At 53.7% G+C, this 16,911-nt stretch carries 12 protein-coding genes and 7 pseudogenes; 9 read left to right on the forward strand and 10 right to left on the reverse strand.

Features of this window, described 5'->3' with window-relative positions; translation table 11 throughout:
- Positions 1 to 235 precede the first annotated feature (235 nt).
- Positions 236 to 3,370, reverse strand: a complete 3,135-nt coding sequence (locus tag CGZ77_RS11055; protein WP_232504837.1) for a TonB-dependent receptor domain-containing protein — start codon at positions 3,368 to 3,370, stop codon at positions 236 to 238.
- Between the two features lie 26 nt (positions 3,371 to 3,396).
- On the opposite strand from CGZ77_RS11055, the gene CGZ77_RS11060 reads away from it, so the two are divergent.
- The 4 genes and pseudogenes from CGZ77_RS11060 to CGZ77_RS11070 form a co-directional block, all read left to right on the forward strand.
- Positions 3,397 to 3,681: a DUF3079 domain-containing protein gene (locus CGZ77_RS11060; protein ID WP_062546253.1), complete on the forward strand. Its 285-nt coding sequence runs from the start codon at positions 3,397 to 3,399 to the stop codon at positions 3,679 to 3,681.
- Positions 3,682 to 3,920: 239 nt separating this feature from the next.
- Positions 3,921 to 4,253 (forward strand): annotated as a pseudogene (locus CGZ77_RS11065) (IS481 family transposase); the annotation flags it as partial.
- 104 nt (positions 4,254 to 4,357) lie between these two features.
- A pseudogene (locus CGZ77_RS12800) lies at positions 4,358 to 4,429 on the forward strand (transposase); the annotation flags it as partial.
- A gap of 13 nt (positions 4,430 to 4,442) precedes the next feature.
- A pseudogene (locus tag CGZ77_RS11070) lies at positions 4,443 to 4,648 on the forward strand (IS1595 family transposase); the annotation flags it as partial.
- Between the two features lie 152 nt (positions 4,649 to 4,800).
- On the opposite strand, the gene ccoP reads toward CGZ77_RS11070, so the two are convergent.
- The 4 genes from ccoP to ccoN are packed head-to-tail and all read right to left on the reverse strand — an operon-like array spanning position 4,801 to position 8,460.
- Positions 4,801 to 6,186, reverse strand: coding sequence for a cytochrome-c oxidase, cbb3-type subunit III (gene ccoP / locus CGZ77_RS11075; protein ID WP_009425110.1), 1,386 nt, complete (start codon positions 6,184 to 6,186; stop codon positions 4,801 to 4,803).
- A gap of 23 nt (positions 6,187 to 6,209) precedes the next feature.
- Positions 6,210 to 6,386: a CcoQ/FixQ family Cbb3-type cytochrome c oxidase assembly chaperone gene (locus CGZ77_RS11080; protein ID WP_009425111.1), complete on the reverse strand. Its 177-nt coding sequence runs from the start codon at positions 6,384 to 6,386 to the stop codon at positions 6,210 to 6,212.
- Between the two features lie 4 nt (positions 6,387 to 6,390).
- A complete protein-coding gene (ccoO, locus tag CGZ77_RS11085) occupies positions 6,391 to 7,002 on the reverse strand; it encodes a cytochrome-c oxidase, cbb3-type subunit II (RefSeq protein WP_009425112.1) in 612 nt (203 codons plus the stop codon).
- 24 nt (positions 7,003 to 7,026) lie between these two features.
- Positions 7,027 to 8,460, reverse strand: a complete 1,434-nt coding sequence (ccoN, locus tag CGZ77_RS11090) for a cytochrome-c oxidase, cbb3-type subunit I (RefSeq protein WP_198142876.1) — start codon at positions 8,458 to 8,460, stop codon at positions 7,027 to 7,029.
- Between the two features lie 344 nt (positions 8,461 to 8,804).
- Here ccoN and CGZ77_RS11095 point away from each other — a divergent pair, with 344 nt between their 5' ends.
- Complete coding sequence (locus CGZ77_RS11095) at positions 8,805 to 10,562, forward strand: M61 family metallopeptidase (RefSeq protein ID WP_009425115.1); 1,758 nt, start codon at positions 8,805 to 8,807, stop codon at positions 10,560 to 10,562.
- 261 nt (positions 10,563 to 10,823) lie between these two features.
- Here CGZ77_RS11095 and CGZ77_RS12550 read toward each other — a convergent pair.
- Both CGZ77_RS12550 and CGZ77_RS11105 read right to left on the reverse strand, forming a co-directional pair.
- A pseudogene (locus CGZ77_RS12550) lies at positions 10,824 to 11,229 on the reverse strand (hypothetical protein); the annotation flags it as partial.
- A gap of 46 nt (positions 11,230 to 11,275) precedes the next feature.
- A pseudogene (locus CGZ77_RS11105) lies at positions 11,276 to 11,614 on the reverse strand (transposase); the annotation flags it as partial.
- On the opposite strand from CGZ77_RS11105, the pseudogene CGZ77_RS11110 reads away from it, so the two are divergent.
- The 4 genes and pseudogenes from CGZ77_RS11110 to CGZ77_RS11125 all read left to right on the forward strand — a co-directional run.
- Positions 11,606 to 11,812 (forward strand): annotated as a pseudogene (locus CGZ77_RS11110) (transposase); the annotation flags it as partial. The pseudogenes CGZ77_RS11105 and CGZ77_RS11110 sit on opposite strands and share 9 nt — an antisense overlap.
- A 152-nt stretch (positions 11,813 to 11,964) precedes the next feature.
- The gene (gene miaB, locus CGZ77_RS11115) at positions 11,965 to 13,296 is read left to right on the forward strand and encodes a tRNA (N6-isopentenyl adenosine(37)-C2)-methylthiotransferase MiaB (RefSeq protein WP_009425761.1); all 1,332 of its coding nucleotides are present in this window, start codon (positions 11,965 to 11,967) and stop codon (positions 13,294 to 13,296) included.
- 105 nt (positions 13,297 to 13,401) lie between these two features.
- Positions 13,402 to 13,635: pseudogene (locus CGZ77_RS11120) on the forward strand (IS1595 family transposase); the annotation flags it as partial.
- A 155-nt stretch (positions 13,636 to 13,790) separates the two neighbouring features.
- On the forward strand, positions 13,791 to 14,174 hold the full coding sequence (locus CGZ77_RS11125) for a hypothetical protein (protein ID WP_232304375.1): 384 nt from the start codon (positions 13,791 to 13,793) through the stop codon (positions 14,172 to 14,174).
- Positions 14,175 to 14,217: 43 nt separating this feature from the next.
- Here the strand turns inward: CGZ77_RS11125 and CGZ77_RS11130 are convergent, their stop codons facing one another.
- The 3 genes from CGZ77_RS11130 to gnd all read right to left on the reverse strand — a co-directional run bounded on the left by CGZ77_RS11130 (position 14,218) and on the right by gnd (position 16,627).
- A complete protein-coding gene (locus CGZ77_RS11130) occupies positions 14,218 to 14,652 on the reverse strand; it encodes a hypothetical protein (RefSeq protein WP_157058113.1) in 435 nt (144 codons plus the stop codon).
- On the reverse strand, positions 14,625 to 14,825 hold the full coding sequence (locus tag CGZ77_RS11135; protein ID WP_009425550.1) for a hypothetical protein: 201 nt from the start codon (positions 14,823 to 14,825) through the stop codon (positions 14,625 to 14,627). Before CGZ77_RS11135 ends, CGZ77_RS11130 begins: the two co-directional genes overlap by 28 nt.
- A gap of 353 nt (positions 14,826 to 15,178) precedes the next feature.
- Complete coding sequence (gene gnd / locus CGZ77_RS11140; RefSeq protein WP_009425548.1) at positions 15,179 to 16,627, reverse strand: decarboxylating NADP(+)-dependent phosphogluconate dehydrogenase; 1,449 nt, start codon at positions 16,625 to 16,627, stop codon at positions 15,179 to 15,181.
- Positions 16,628 to 16,911 lie beyond the last annotated feature (284 nt).

The following is a 16,911-nucleotide window of genomic DNA, read 5'->3' on the forward strand; positions in this document are numbered from 1 at the left end:
CAGCGTTCCCTCTCCCGCTTGCGGGGGAGGGTTAGGGTGGAGGCTTGCGCCGCTGCGGCAGCTTTTGCAGGACATCGGCCAAATGCAGTTCTGCGAACTGCTACCCCCTCCCCAACCCTCCCCCGCGCCTGGAGCGCAGGAGAGGGGGCAGGTGCGCGGCGGGATTTTCGGTTTCAGACGGCCTTTTGGGTTTCAAACCGATTTGAGGCCGTTCCCGCCTGCGCGGGAACGGCCTTTACCATTTGGCGGTGATGCCGAAGCGGAGGGTGCGGCCGGGGGCGGGCATGTAGGAAGGACTAAGCGGATCAAGATAATAGCGGTCGGTCAGATTCGTCCCCACCAGTTCGGCGGTGATGTTTTTGCGGATTTTGTAGCGCAGGTATAAATCCCATGTGGCGACGGGCTGCCATTCCTGCCCGATGATTTGATAATTGGGATACAGTGCTTTTGGGTCTTTGCGGTAATTTTCCCATGCCTCATCACGGTTTTTCTTAATGCGGCTGTGGTAGTGGAAGCGCAGTCCTGTTTCCAGTTTTTCGCCGAAGAAACGTGCGCCGAGGTCGGCATCAATCGACCAGCGCGGTTGCAGCGCAGAAGCCAGATAACCCGAATCGCTGACTCCTCCGTGGTTGCAAGAAGGTGCTTTACCGCCCGAGCCGGGTTTTAAATAGTCGTAATTTGATGATTCATCCCGCAGTATGGCATACAGCTCATCGCACATTTCATTTTTAAGATTTCTCAATACGCCCAAGCTTCCGAATACTCTGCCGCTGTCGAAGCGGGCAGAAAGCTCCACGCCTGTCTTCACTTGTTTTTCAAACTGTTCAAACTCCAAATATTGATCACGGTCGATGATGTTTTTGGTTTTGTTGTGGAAGTAGTTGACGCGGAAGTCGGCGCGGCGCATTTTGGGGAATGCGCCCGTTAAATCATGGATGTAGCCGACTTCCCAGTTTTTGGCGTGTTCGGGTTTCCAGCCCCAGCCGGCACGGTTGAAGCCGCCGTCAAAGTTGGAGAATCCGTATGTGCCTTCAAAAATACTGGGATAGCGCAGGGTTTCGGTATAGCGCAGGTAGACACGGGCGTGGTCGGTAAGGTTTATTGTGGCGGAAAAAGCGGGTGCCCAGCCGCCGCCTTTTTGATGCCGGATGCGGTTTAATTCGGCTTGGCTGGCGTTGTTTATATTTTCAAACTTATCCGTAACAATATATTTTTTAGCCGTTTTCGGACTATTAGGGTCATTGGGATCGTAGGCGGGATTTTCCGCAGCGGCATCCAGAATATCTTTGTGCTGATTATTCAGCATGGGGTTGTTTTCAAGTTTCAGACGGCCTGATGAATCCTTATCCCAATACAAAACAGGCGGCAGAGGTTTGTCATAGGGCTCGGTATAGTGATAGGCAAATTTGGGAAAATCGGGATTGTCTTTTGTTTGCGGATTGATAAATCTCGAATCATATACAAGATAAGGCACGCCCTGATCGTTCAATTTGAGGAATTTCTGCTGCTCTTTAATTGTCTCCGCCCGAACAAACTCCTGCCTTTTCCACATCTCATCAAGCGTTTCATCGGATACGGCTTTTGCTGCTTTATAAACCGCATATTCTTCAGGTGTGGCAATGCGGGTAAAGACTATTCCCTGGCCTCTGTTTATCGGTATCGGATACCCGAAAACGGTCAAACCTTCTTTGGCAACCCTGCCGTCATCGTTAATGCTGAAATGCGTATATCTCACCCCCGCAGTCAAGTCCAGCCAGTTTGTAGGCTTAAAATGAAAATTGAAGCCCAAATTGGCTTCGTGCCGCCGCCCGTTGCGCGGGTAGCCGAAACGGCTTAATTCATAGTTAGCACGGATAGTATTGTTGGTAATTTCGTCTTTGTATTTGTCCATGCCCATCCAGCGCAGTTCGTCGGAATATTCGTCGCGCGAACGCAGTTTTTCGTATTGGTAGTCGCCCATCACGGTCAAATCCAGCTTGGGATGCAGTTTCATGCGGTTGGAGAAAGTGAAGCCGTTGCGGTCGTTTTTGGCGTAATAGGCTTGGCCTTGAACGGTATTGAACCTGCCGTCGGTGTTGGGTGTGGTGGGATCGACTTTGGGCTTTTTGTCGGGGCTGTATCCGGCATCAATCAAGTCCTGCCGTTCGCTGGGGCTCAAATGCGGCCATTGCTGCATCAGGGATTGCCACAAACCGATTTCGCTGTCGTAGCGGCGTTGGAATTCATTGTCTTCATATAAGGTGTCGCCGGGTGCGCCGCCGGCGGTGTTGGTTTTGGATTTGGTGCGGGTTGTCCATAGGGTTGCGGTGAAATCGATCCAGCGGCTGTTTTCGGGTTTGAAGGTGTAATCGATGTTGGCGGAATTCTGTTTCACCCACGAGCGCGGCCATTCGGCGATTTTGTTGAGGTCTTCGGCTTTGCTGCTGATGGGGCCGATGATGCGTGAGGGCATGACGTCGCCGAAGGTGGTGTTGGTGCGCCGCAGGCCGAGTTTGAGGGTTTGGCGGTGCGGCAGGCGGAAGGTGGTTTTGCCTATCCATGATTCGGTTTCGAGCGAGGTGTTGGAAACTTCGCCGCCGGGGTGGAAAAACAGGCCGACTCGGGCGATATTGGGTGAGCCGAGCATGTTTTCGCTTCCCCAAAACTTTTCTCCTCTTGCAGCGGCTTCTTCTTGGAGGCGTTTGAGCTTGTCTAGGGTTTCCTGCGTCCACGGCCCGATGTAGCCGTAGCGTTCCGCGCCTTTTTTGCCGGAAAAATAATTGCCTTTGCTGCGGTAGGCGTAGGCAAGCATGGCATCGAAGTTGTCCTGTTTGGTGGCGGCGGCGATGCGGTAAGCTTTGTCTTTGAAGAATTTGTTGCGGCCGGAAAAACGCTGATCTACGCGGTCGGAGCCGTCGAGCATGGCACGCCAGATGCCGCCGGTGGCGTAGGCGGGCTCGGGCAGGGTGCGGTAGTCAACCGAATCTTCGTAAACGTTTTTGCGCTGTCTGATGGAATTATTGGAGGTTTCGACTTTGACTTCGAGGCCGTATTTCTGCCCATCGGGGACAATATCGTCGGCATCGATGGTTTTCATGGCCACCGAACCGCCGATGCCGCTTTTCACGTCGCGGCTGAGGGAGGGGCCTTTTTCGACATAGACGCTGCTGATGATGTTGGGGTCGACATAGTTGCGGTTGTTCGCGCCCGCGTAGCCGCGCCACACGGTAATCGCCTGCTCGGTGCCGTCCACGGTTACGGGAATGCGTCCCTGCCCCTGCACGCCGCCTGTCTCTACTCCACATCTGCCGCGGCCCGCTCCCGCCGCCAAAAAATAGACGGGCTGAAAAAGAAAATTTGATTGGGAGTGCTCGAAAAACAGGCGTATCATCCGCCTGTTTTTTGCAGGAGGTTCAAATGGCCAAAAAATTTCCCATTCATCCCAAGCGCCCCGAGCGTATATGCTGGGGATGTGACAAGTATTGTTCGGCAGACGATTTGCAGTGCGGAAACGGTTGCGAGCGTATCCAGCATCCGTGCGAATTGGACGGAGAAGAGTGGTATAAAAAGGGCGATTGGAGCAATCTGCTGACTCAGGAACAACTCGCGGATTTGGGGCTGCTGTCGGAAGCGTTGCAGAAGGAGCAGACAAAAGAAGGGACGAAACCGCATATCAGATTGGCTGTGGAACAGGCGGGGTAGGGCGTTTTTTGGTGGAAAAATAGGCGGCGTCCGTTTGGCAGCCGCCGTTTTGTTTCGCTTGCCAAAACGCGGAATTTTGCCGCATGCCATCCGCTCTTTGGATACAATCCGCCGCAATTTTTAACTAATTGTGAGCCCACACAAAAATCTATGGCATTGCTGCTTGGTATCTTTTCATTTTGGCTCACAGTTGTAGAAAATCCTAGCGTTGTTTACAGTATTCCAAGGACAATACTGTCATGAACATACACAAAAACACCCGCCTTACCCCGCACCACCGCCAAGCCATTTGGACGGCTTACACGCAGGAAAAAGAAAGCGTTATCTCACTTGCCCGCCGCTACATGGTCAGCCGGCCCACTATCTACCGCATCCTCAAAGCCGCACGGATTAAATTGCTCGTGCCGCAAAACAGCACCAACAACCGCTTCAAACAAGCGTATTACGGAATACGCCGCTTGGCCAAAGTGGAACGTGCCATCCAAGAGAAATTCAAAAAGCAGGCCAAACGCTACAACAAGCCCTATCCCAGCGAAATGGTGCACGTCGATACCAAACGGCTGCCGCTGCTATAGTGAGCCAAAATAAAAAAGATACAAGGCAGCAAGCCGCAGACAGTATGGGTAATACGGCAAGGCGCAGCAACGCCGTAGATTTTTTATTTTGGCTCACTATAAAAGGACAAAAAGCCACCGATAAGCGCGATTACCTGTTTGTTGCCATTGACGATTTCTCCCGCGAGCTGTACGATCTAGTCCAGCTCCAATGAGTTTGCTCGTGTAGCGCAACATATTAACGGTATTGAGTCGTTTTGGAGTTATGCAAAACACCGTCTGATACACAACATGGTGTAGCAAAACATACGTTTTACTTGCATCTGAAAGAAACTGAATTTCGCTTCAATCACAGGCATGATGATTTGTACAAAGTACTGCTGAAAATGTTGCGGAATGATCCTTTAAAATGATTTTTGCTTCCTAAGCCCCTTTTTTATTTTGGCTCACTATACGACGCGAAAAGGCCGTCTGAAAAAGCCGTTTTGGACTTTTCAGACGGCCTCAAAGCAGAAAAAGGTATGCGTTGGCCGCATACCTTTTTTTATTTGCACTCGGACGGTGTTTAGAACTTGCCGCCGGATTCGTTCACCATGTAGACCACGGCCGCTTTGACTTCGTCGTCGGAGAGGGCGGTGTTGCCGCCTTTGGCGGGCATCATGCCTTTGTCGGTGAAGCCTTCGATGGCGTGTTTGAACAGGGTGTCTTTGCCTTTTTTGATGCGCGGCGCCCATTCGTCTTTGTGGGTGATGCGCGGGGTGTCGGGAATGGCGGAGTTCGCGCCGTGGCAGCCGAAGCACAGGCCGTCGAACACTTTTTTGCCGTCGGCCGCAGGCGCGGCGGCCTGTCCGGGTTTGGCGGCGGCGGTTTCCGCGGGTTTGCTTTCTGAGGCAGGAGCGGAAGCGGCGGCTTCGGGAGCGGCTGCGGCAGGAGCAGGGGCGGGCTCGGCTTTTTTCGGCTCGGCTGCGGCCACTGCGGCGGCTTTTTTGCCCAGTTCGTTTTCGCTGTCGGTTTTCAGCGCTTTACCGTCTTTGTGCGACAAGCCCCAAACGTAGGCGGTCAGCAGGTGGATTTTATCTTTATCGAGGAAGCCTTCCCAAGCCGGCATTTGGTTGTGGTGGCCGTTGGTAACGGTTTCGATAATGGCTTTCTGGGTGCCGCCCCACAGCCATACATCGTCGGTGAGGTTGGGGCCGAGGCCGCGGACGCCCTGGCCTTTGTCGCCGTGGCAGGTAAAGCAGTTTGCGGGCGGGCCGTTGAACAGGACTTTGCCGCGTTCGGCGCGTTCGGCGTCGTATTGCTCTTCCGGTTTGGACAGGGAGAGGACGTAGTTGGCAACGTCTTTCACGCCTTCTTCACCGAGTTTGGGCCCCCAGGAGGCCATGATGCCGGTGCGGCCTTTGGTGATGGTTTCCTGGATTTTTTCCGGAGTGCCGCCGTAGAGCCAGTCGGCGTCGGTGAGGTTGGGGAAGCCGCGCGAGCCTTTAGCATCGGAGCCGTGACACTGGATGCAGTAGGTGTCGAACAGGTTTTTGCCGATGGTGCGGGCTTCGGGCTGTTTGGCGGTGTCTTCTACGGACATTTTGCCGTATTTGGCATAGATGGTGCCGTATTTGGCTTTGGCCGCGTCCACTTCGGCGCGGTATTCGCCGACGCTGGTCCAGTTGCGCAGGCCTTTGAAGTCGCCGAGGCCGGGGTAGAGGGCGAGGTAGCCGATGCCGAACAGCCAGGTGAGGATGTAGAGGTAGAACCACCAGCGGGGCATGGGGTTGTTGTATTCCTCGATGCCGTCCCAGTCGTGGCCGGTGGTTTTGACGTCTTCGCCTTTGGGCAGGGGCTTGACTTTGTTCTGCGACAGCAGAAGCCAGATCAGGCCGATAAAGCTGAGGACGATGATGCCGATGATGTAGTAGTTCCAGAAATCACTGGTGAAATGGGATGTTGTGTTCATTGTTTTTAGCTCCGTGCCACGGGTTAACGGACGGGACTGTCGTTGTCGTTACCGTGCGGGGTGTCGTCGTCGTCGATGATGCTGTGCGACGCTTCGTCGTAGTTCGTTTTATTGCGCTTGTTCAGAACGATGTACAGAACCAGCATGAAGCTGACGAATACCGCTACGGTAAACAGACTGCGCGCCCAGTTAACGTCCATGGTGTTACCTTACGTTTTTCAAGGCCAAGCCCAAACCCTGCAGGTAGGCGATTACCGCTTCCAATTCGGATTTGTCTTTCAGCTCTTCGGGAGCTTTGGCAATTTCTTCGTCGGTGTAGGGTGTGCCCAAAGCTTTCAGGCCTTTCATGTGGGCGACAACCTGAGCCGGATCGACTTTGTTGCGCGCCAGCCAGGGGAAGGCGGGCATATTGGACTCGGGCACGACGTCGCGTGGGTTCAGCAGGTGGATGCGGTGCCATTCGTCGGAATAGCGGCCGCCGACACGCGCCAAATCGGGACCTGTGCGTTTGGAACCCCATTGGAAGGGCCGGTCGTAAACCGATTCTCCGGCCACGGAGTAGTGGCCGTAGCGTTCGGTTTCGGCACGGAAGGGACGGATCATCTGCGAGTGGCAGTTGTAGCAGCCTTCACGCACGTAGATGTCGCGGCCGGCCACTTGCAGGGCGTTGTAGGGTTTGACTCCTTCGATCGGTTTGGTAACCGCCGGAGAGAAGAACAGTGGGACGACTTCGATCAGCAGACCCACGCTGACCACCAGCAGGGTAAACACGATGAGGACGCCGACTTTTTCTTCGACTAGTTGTTGCAGTTTCATTTTTGGTAGCCCGTCTTTCTTATATTAATGGTGCTGCGTTTCGGCCACGGCGGGAATTTCCGCTTCAACCGGTTTGCCGTTCATGATGGTACGGTAAACGTTGTAGCCCATGATGCACATGCCGCTCAGGTAAAGGAGGCCGCCTGAAAAACGGATGACATAAAAGCGCATGCTTTCTTTCACGCCCTCGACAAAGGCGAAGGTCAGCGTGCCGTCTTCGTTGAGCGCGCCCCACATCAGTCCCTGCATCACACCGGCAATCCACATCGAGGCGATATAGAGGACGACGCCGATGGTGGCAATCCAGAAGTGCGCGTCGATGAGTTTGGTGCTGTACATTTCTTTTTGGCCGAACAGGCGGGGAATCATGTAGTAGACCGAACCGATGGTAACGAAGCCCACCCAGCCGAGCGCGCCGGCGTGTACGTGGCCGACTGTCCAGTCGGTGTAGTGGCTCAGAGCGTTGACGGTTTTGATCGACATCATCGGGCCTTCAAAGGTGGACATACCGTAGAAGGACAGGGAAACGATGAGGAATTTCAGAATCGGGTCGGTGCGCAGTTTGCCCCACGCGCCGGAGAGGGTCATGATGCCGTTGATCATGCCGCCCCAAGAGGGTGCAAAGAGAATCAGCGACAAAACCATGCCGACAGACTGCGTCCAGTCGGGCAGCGCGGTGTAGTGCAGATGGTGCGGACCCGCCCACATATAGGTGAAAATCAGCGCCCAGAAGTGCACGACGGAGAGACGGTAGGAATAAACGGGACGACCGGCCTGCTTGGGCACGAAGTAGTACATCATGCCGAGGAAGCCTGCGGTCAGGAAGAAGCCCACGGCGTTATGGCCGTACCACCACTGCACCATCGCATCGATGGCGCCGGAATAAATCGGATACGATTTCATCGGGCCGACCGGCAGGCTGAGGTTGTTGACGATATGCAAGAGGGCAACGGCGAGAATAAAGCCGCCGTAGAACCAGTTTGCCACATAGATATGCTTGATTTTGCGTTTGGCGATAGTACCGAAGAACACCACGGCATAAGCCACCCACACCAGCGTAATCAGAATATCGACCGGCCATTCCAGCTCGGCGTATTCCTTACCCTGCGTCCAGCCCATAGGAAAGCTGACGGCAGCGGCCAAAATCACGGCCTGCCAGCCCCAAAACGTGAATGCGGGCAGCCAGCCGCCGAAGAGACGGGTGTTGCAGGTACGCTGCACCACATAGTAAGACGTACCGATCAGACCGCAGCCGCCGAAGGCGAAAATCACCGCATTGGTATGCAGCGGACGGATGCGGCCGAAGTGGAACCACGGGCCGATTTCAGACAGATTGAGTGCGGGCCAGAAAAGCTGCGCGGCGGCGATCACGCCGACCAGCATACCCACAATCCCCCAAACTACAGTCATGACGGCGAACTGCCGCACCACTTTGTAGTTATAAGTTTGCGCTTCCATGAAAGTCTCCATTAAACACGGAAAATAAATCCGGTCGATTCTGCGGCACGCCGAAACCCGCCGCGCAAAGCCGTTTTTCCATCAATTTGCTGCGGCCGCCTTTTTCAGACGGCCGTTTTGCCGAACCAAGCATACAGAGAATCCGCCGCTTGGCAGCCCGTTTGCACGCTGCCATAATGGCCGGAAAGCGGAAAAGAAAGCCCGCCCGTCAAGGTAAAGCGGCAATCTTTACACTAAATTTCCATACACTTTACAAGGTTATAGATTTTAACTAATTTATGATTTGACACCAATCAATTAATTTTTAACATTGCCCAATCCTATTGAGCCATTAAATTTTCATCATGATTACCCACACCCTCAGCCCCGAACCCAAAGCCCATTACTGGCACATCACCCTCACCTTCACCCAAAACGCCGCCACATCCGCCGTGTTAAAACTCGCCAACTGGGTGCCCGGCAGCTACACCATACGCGATTTCGCCCGCCACATCGTCGAAATCCACGCCGAACACAACGGCCGCCCCGCCGCCCTGCGGCAAACCGCCAAAAACACCTGGCAGACCGAACCACTCGCCGGCGAGTGGTGCATCCGCTACACCGTCTACGCCTACGACCTCTCCGTGCGCGCCTCCTACCTCACCGCCGAACGCGGCTTCTTCGACGGTGCCTGCCTCCTTTTCGCCCTCGAAGGCCGTCTGAACGAAACCCAAACCCTCGTCCTACAAAACCTGCCCGCAGACTGGCAGACCGCCACCACCCTGCCCGCCGTCGGCGCAAACACCTTTCAGACGGCCTCCTACGGCGAACTCATCGACCACCCCGTCGAACTCGGACACATCGAAACCATCGCATTCCAAGCACACGGCATCCCCCACCGCATCGCCCTCAGCGGCCATTATTCCGACTTCGACCGCCGACGCCTGCGCGACGACATGCAACGCATCTGCGAAACCCAACTCGCCCTCTTCCCCGCGCCTGCCCCGTTTGCCGAATACCTCTTCCTCCTCCACCTCGGCGACAACATCTACGGCGGCCTCGAACACCGCAGCAGCACCGCCCTGCACGCCGACCGCAACAGCCTGCCGCCGCACGGCATGGGCGAGGCCGCCCCCGCCTACACCGAACTGCTCGGCCTCTTTTCGCACGAATACTTCCACGCTTGGAACGTCAAATCCGTCAAACCCGCCGCCTTCGCCCCCTACGACCTCGACCGCGAAAACCACACCGAACAACTCTGGGCATTCGAAGGCATCACCGCCTACTACGACGACCTCATCCTCGCCCGCAGCCACGTCATCACCCCCGAAAAATACCTCACCCTCCTGGCCAAAAACATCACCCGCGTACGCCAAAACAAAGGCCGTCTGAAACAAACCCTAGCCCAATCCTCCTACACCGCCTGGCACAAATACTACAAAGCCGACGAAAACGCCCCCAACGCCCTCGTCAGCTACTACCAGCAAGGCGCCCTCGCCGCCCTCTGCCTCGACCTCCTCATCCGGCAAAAAAGCAGCGGCGCCCACTCCCTCGACACCGTCATGCAACAACTCTACCGCGACTGGCTCGCCACCCAACGCGGCATAGAAGAACAACAATGGCAAACCCGCTGCCAACAAATCACCGGCCTTAACCTCGCCGCCTTCTTTCAGACGGCCTTATACACCACAGACGAACTCCCCCTCGCCGACTGCCTGCACACCGTCGGCATCGGCCTGCAATACGCCCCTCTGCCCCGCAGCCACGGCGGTGGCCTTATCGGCGCACCCATCGCCCCGCCCGAACCCGCCGCCGACCTCGGCGCCCGTTTCACGCAAAAAACCGACCACGCCATCCTCACCCACATCCTCAACGGCGGCAGCGCCGAAAACGCCGCCCTCTGCCCGCAGGACAAAATCACCGCCGTCAACGGCCGCGCCTGCACCAACCTTGCCGCCCTCCTCGCCGACAGCCGCCCCGACGACATCTGGCAAATCCACTACTTCCGCCACGGCATCCTGCACCAAACCGCCCTCACCCTCAAAGCCGCCGCAGCCGAAACCGCCCTTCTTTATATAGAAGACGAAGACAAACTCCGCCGCTGGCTGCTCGACGCGGCCTGACACAGAGGCCGTCTGAAACCCTTTTCAGACGGCCTCAAAGCAGTGTCGGCCAAACTAAAACCCGAAATGCTGCCTACGCCTACGCCGGGATACCGTTTTTGAAACCGCCAACCCCGTCGCGCACCAAACTCCCTCCCCCGCGCGTGTACAGACCGGACACAAAGGTAACACCCGTACGAAGACATAGGTAACACTTCCCCCGTCCCAACAGACGGAATCCCTACCATGCCTTGGAGAGAAACCACCGTGTCCCGAGAACGACAGGAAGAGTTGTATAAGACACCGGGAGAAATTGTCAATGGCAACAAACAGGTAATCGCGCTTATCGGTGGCTTTTTGTCCTTTGAGCAGCGGCAGCCGTTTGGTATCGACATGCACCATTTCGCCGGGATAGGACTTGTTGTAGCGTTTGGCCTGCTTTTTGAGTTTCTCTTGGATGGCACGCCAAGCGCCGCATTCCGTAATACGCCTGCTTGAAGCGGTTGTTGGTACTGTTTTGCGGCACGAGCAGCCTGCCGCGCGCGGCTTTGAGTATGCGGTAGATAGTGGGCCGGCTGACCATGTAGCGGCGGGCAAGTGAGATAACGCTTTCTTTTTCCTGCGTGTAAGCCGTCCAAATGGCTTGGCGGTGGTGCGGGGTAAGGCGGGTGTTTTTGTGCATGTTCATGACAGTATTGTCCTTGGAATACTGTAAACAACGCTAGGATTTTCTACATTTCACGCAGTACCGCCATCCTGTGAAAACGGGCGTTATCCATAATAATGACCGAAGGCTCTTTAAGTTCCTTCAACAGAAACTGCCCAAACCACGCTTCAAACAAGCTGCTTTCCATCGTGCCTTTGTAAACCATCGGCGCAATCAGTTTCCCATCCGCACGGGCGGCAACCAATGACATTCTTTCATAGCGTTTGCCGGAAATCCGCGCTTTGACAATCTGTCCCCTCAAGGCATAGGCATACGGGCGGTAATAGAAAGTATCAAAACCCGTTTCATCCAAGTAAACCTTTGGCATTTCTGAATATTGTTCCAGCTGTTTTTGGTAATTAATCACAGCAAGCTGTTTGCCGACAGACAGAACCATATCAACGGCATTGAAAATTTCTGGAATCAGGCAAAGCGCGTACTGCGCAAATACAATGGAATCGACCGTAAATCTTTCCCGCTTTTCTTGAAAGAATGCGAGTTCCGTTTTAACTTTGGCACACCCTCCGAGCAGCTTAAAGTGCTGCGCCGGTGGTGTGAAATTTAGGGCTTATCTAGTACAGCCCCCTTTTTTTTCGACTCACTATAAATCGTAATTGCGTGATTTAATTTTATTTTTTTTGGAAAATACTCTATAATCCGCCGCTTTTTACAACAATCAGCCCCGCAATTACGGGCAACCTGAGAAAGAACCACACCATGAAAAAAGTCTTTATCCGCACCTTCGGCTGCCAAATGAACGAATACGACAGCGAAAAAATGCTTTCCGTTTTGGAAGAAGAGCATGGAGGTATCGAGCAAGTATCCGAACCTGATGAGGCGGACATTATTTTGTTTAACACCTGTTCCGTTCGGGAGAAGGCGCAGGAAAAAGTTTTTTCCGATTTGGGACGTGTTCGTCCGCTCAAAGACAAAAATCCCGATTTGATTATCGGCGTGGCCGGTTGCGTTGCTTCTCAGGAAGGGGAAGCGATTGTGAAGCGCGCTCCTTTTGTTGATGTGGTGTTCGGCCCGCAAACTTTACACCGCCTGCCCAAGCTGATTGACGATAAAAAACACACCGGCCGCCCGCAGGTCGATATTTCATTTCCCGAAATCGAAAAATTCGACCATCTTCCCCCCGCCCGTGTGGACGGCGGCGCCGCATTTATCTCCATCATGGAAGGCTGCTCCAAGTATTGCTCCTTCTGCGTTGTTCCCTACACGCGCGGCGAAGAATTTTCCCGACCGCTTGCCGACGTGCTCGCCGAAATCGCAGGCTTGGCACAACAAGGCGTAAAAGAAATCAATCTGTTGGGACAAAACGTTAACGCCTACCGCGGCCTGATGGACGACGGCGGCATCTGCGATTTCGCCACCCTGCTGCGCATTGTCCATGAAATCCCCGGTATCGATCGTATCCGCTTTACCACCAGCCACCCGCGCGAATTTTCCGATGCCATCATCGAATGCTACCGCGACCTGCCCAAACTCGTTTCCCATCTGCACCTGCCGATCCAAAGCGGTTCAGACCGCGTCCTTTCGGCCATGAAACGCGGCTATACCGCCCTTGAATACAAATCCATCATCCGCAAACTGCGCGCCATCCGTCCCGACTTGTGCCTGAGCAGCGATTTTATTGTCGGCTTTCCTAGTGAAACCGAGCGCGAATTCGAGCAGACCCTGAAACTGGTAAAAGACATCGCCTTTGATTTGAGCTTTGTCTTTATCTACAGCCCCCGCCCGGGCACACCGGCGGCGAGTCTGCACGACGACACCCCGCATGAAGAAAAAGTGCGCCGTCTCGAAGCACTGAACGAAGTTATCGAAGCCGAAACCGCACGCATCAACCAAACCATGATAGGCACCGTGCAGCGCTGCTTGGTTGAAGGTGTGTCGAAAAAAGACCCTGACCAATTACAGGCGCGCACGGCCAATAACCGCGTTGTCAACTTTACCGGCAGCCCCGATCTGATTAACGAAATGGTCGATATCGAAATTACCGAAGCCTTCACTTTCTCGCTGCGGGGCAAACTGCTTGCGGATGCCTGAGACCAAAAAAGCTTAGTGTTGATGGAGCAAAACAGACGCCGAATATAAAACCGCAAAAAAAAATATGGGGCTGTACTAGATAAGCAGTCATGTCAGACTGCAAAAATGAAGATAACCCGTTGTAAACTAAAAAAGAGTATTCAAAAGAAACTGCTTCAGTTTTTTGTACTCGAAGTTACTGCCCGTTCAGCAGCTGATTTATTGGGCATCCACCCTAATTCGGCAGTGCTGTTTTACCGCAAGATTCGCGAAGTCATCAGCCATCATCTTTCACTGGAAGCCGATACGGTTTTTGACGGCTCAATTGAGTTGGACGAGAGTTATTTTGGCGGAAAAAAACTGAAGCAGTTTCTTTTGAATACTCTTTTTTAGTTTACAACGGGTTATCTTCATTTTTGCAGTCTGACATGACTGCTTATCTAGTACAGCCCCTAATTTTAACGCTTTTCATTGATTTGGAAGGTATTTTTTAACAACTTTTTATGGATAAAAACATGAAAACCAACAAAATCTTACAAATTGCAATGATAACAACCTTGCTCGCAGCACCAATGGCAGCATCCGCGTATGAATTGGGGGAGAAAGGCATAAGCGCAGCGGATGCCAAGTTGTACAGCCAAATAGGTTATGACAGCACGGGACGTTATGAGTATTTGAATGGCAGGGCACAGGAATCTTTGGTTAAAGTTGGGCGCAAAGGTGCTGCTAAAAATGGGGTAAGACAAAGTGGGAAACGGGTTGCGAAACAGGCGAAGAGAAAGCCTGCTGTTGGAAGCAAAGAGTGGGAAGCTAATGTTGAACGTGCTGCTCGTCAAACCGCAAAAAAACGTGAAGCTGACCGCAAGGCTGGACGTAGTGTTTTTGATGAATACCTATGATTAAAACATCATCAATATAAACAGTGCCCATTGGGCACTGTTTTTACATCTGATATTGCTGAGAGTTTCTTTGGTTTTCCTCAATCGTATCTTGCTGGCTACGAACATCTGACAAATTCGGTGTGGGTTGTAGTTTTTTGTGTTCCATATTACTAGATGTAAGTGCAGCCATTTTTTTCGCTTGGGGAGTATTAACCTTTCCGTATGCTTTATTGCCTGCATCTAATATTACCTCAGTTAAATCTACCTTAATATGTCCTTGTTCCAATTCTTTTCCTAAGAAATCGGACAAAGGCATATCAGCCGGTTTTTTGCTAAGGTCAATATTTTTACCCTTGAAGAATTCATCAAGATATTGTTTGCCATCGGGTGTTTTATAAAGCTCGTCCAACCCAATCATCTTGTCTGCCATCATCAACGAAAATTCATATTGTTCTTCCGGTGATTTATTCATATAGCCAGCAATATTATGTTGCACATATCCATTGTGGAATTTTTTTGCATCTCTTCCCTTTTTCTGGCGAAATCCGGAAAGTCTGCGGAGAAGCGTTCCATAAATTCTTCGTTTGCCCTGTTCAATAGTTCTGCGGTGGTTTTGTGTTTATCCATATCGCGCTGCACTGAGGCAAAGGCTGTTTGAGAGGTAATCATTTGAATAAATGCTTTATGAAGGTGTTCAATATAGAACTCAATTTGGTGATGACGAGAGATTTCTGCCTGAGCGTGTTCTAGTTGTTTTTGGATGTGTTTTTTATGTTTTTCTAGCCGTTTTTTGTATTGCTCTTCTTACGGGGGTGTCGGTACTCGGTCTTGCGGCGGTGTTTTTGGCAAAAAACCGCTTCGCAAGCCGAGTACCGCCACCCCCTTCCTGCATTCTGCGGGAGATTTTCGGGGCGCTGCGCGGGGGTGCCGCCGGTTTTATTGATAAAACGGGCAAAAGGCCGTCTGAAAAGAGTTTCAGACGGCCTCTGTTTATTAAAACTGCGCTTTCAGACGGCCTTGTTTTACACGTCGTAAGTGGTAGACGCGGTGTCGCCGCCGCTGCCTGTCCAGTTGGTGTGGAAAAACTCGCCGCGCGGGCGGTCGGTGCGCTCGTAGGTGTGGGCGCCGAAATAATCGCGCTGCGCCTGCAACAGGTTGGCGGGCAGGCGCGCGGTGGTGTAGCCGTCGAGGAAGGTGAGGGCGGCGGCGGTGCAGGGCATGGGCAGGCCGCTTTCGATGGCTTTGGCGGCGACTTTGCGCCAAGCGGGCAGGGCGTTTTGCAGGATGGCGCGGAAGTAGGGGTCGCTGCCGAGGAAGATTAAATCGGGATCGGCGCGGTAGGCGTCGCGGATGTTGCCCAAAAACGCGCTGCGGATGATGCAGCCTTCGCGCCACAGGAGGGCGGTGTTGCCGTAATCGAGGTTCCAGCCGTGGGTTTCGCCCGCTTCGCGGATAAGCATGAAGCCTTGGGCGTAGGAGATGATTTTGGAGGCGAGCAGGGCGAGACGCAGGGCTTCGAGCCATTCGCTGCGGCTGCCGTCGATTTTCTGCACGCTGCGGCCGAAAAGGGCGGCGGCGATTTCGCGCTGGCCTTTGACGGCGGAGACGCAGCGGGCGAAAACGGCTTCGGTAATCAGGGTGAGGGGGATGCCGAGGTCGAGGGCGTTGATGCCCGTCCATTTGCCGGTGCCTTTTTGGCCGGCGGTGTCGAGGATTTTGTCGATCAGGGGCAGGCCGTCGCTGTCTTGGTGGCCGAGGATGTCGGCGGTGATTTCAATCAGGTAGCTGTTGAGTTCGCTTTGGTTCCAGGCGGCGAAGGTCTGCTGCATTTCGGCGGCGCTCATGCCCAAGCCGTCTTTCATGAATTGGTAGGCTTCGCAGATGAGCTGCATGTCGCCGTATTCGATGCCGTTGTGCACCATTTTGACGAAGTGTCCGGCACCGTCGTTGCCGACCCAGTCGCAGCAGGGTTCGCCTTCGGGCGTTTTGGCGGCGATGGCCTGCAAAATGGGTTTGACGTGCGGCCAAGCGGCTTTGTTGCCGCCGGGCATGATGGAAGGGCCGTGGCGCGCTCCTTCTTCGCCGCCGGAAACGCCGGTGCCGATAAAGAGGATGCCTTTTTCCGCCAATTCGTGCGTGCGGCGGGTGGTGTCGGGGTAATTTGCGTTGCCGCCGTCGATGATGATGTCGCCTGCGTCGAGGTGGGGCAGCAGTTGGGCGATAAAGTCGTCAACAACTTGTCCGGCGCGTACCATCAGCATGATTTTTCGTGGTTTTTCCAGTTTTCCAACCAAGTCTTCGATGCTGTATGCGCCGATGATTGCGGTGTTTTTCGCCGCGCCGTTGAGGAAGTCGTCCACTTTGGACACGGTGCGGTTGTAGGCCACGACTTTGTAGCCTTTGTCGTTCATGTTGAGGATGAGGTTCTGACCCATAACGGCCAGGCCGATGACGCCTATGTCGCCTTTCATTTTTCTGCCTTTTTTCAGGGATGGAAACGGCCGCCACTTTACCCGAATGGCGGCGCAAGCGCCAATTTCCGGTGCTGCGGGAAAAATATCGAAGCCGCTTTATTAAAATACGGTTTATAAAATGATATTTTTGATGAAGGGCTGACGGTTGTGTGGATAACTCTGTTTTTCTTATCGGAAACAAGGTTTCAGGCCGTCTGAAAAGCTGCGGACAGATGTTTTTCTCTCTGTGGACGGCAGGGGATGCTTTTCAGACGGCCTAAGATTGCGGTGGACAAATGCGG

It is taken from the genome of Neisseria sp. KEM232, assembly GCF_002237445.1.
GTDB lineage: Bacteria > Pseudomonadota > Gammaproteobacteria > Burkholderiales > Neisseriaceae > Neisseria.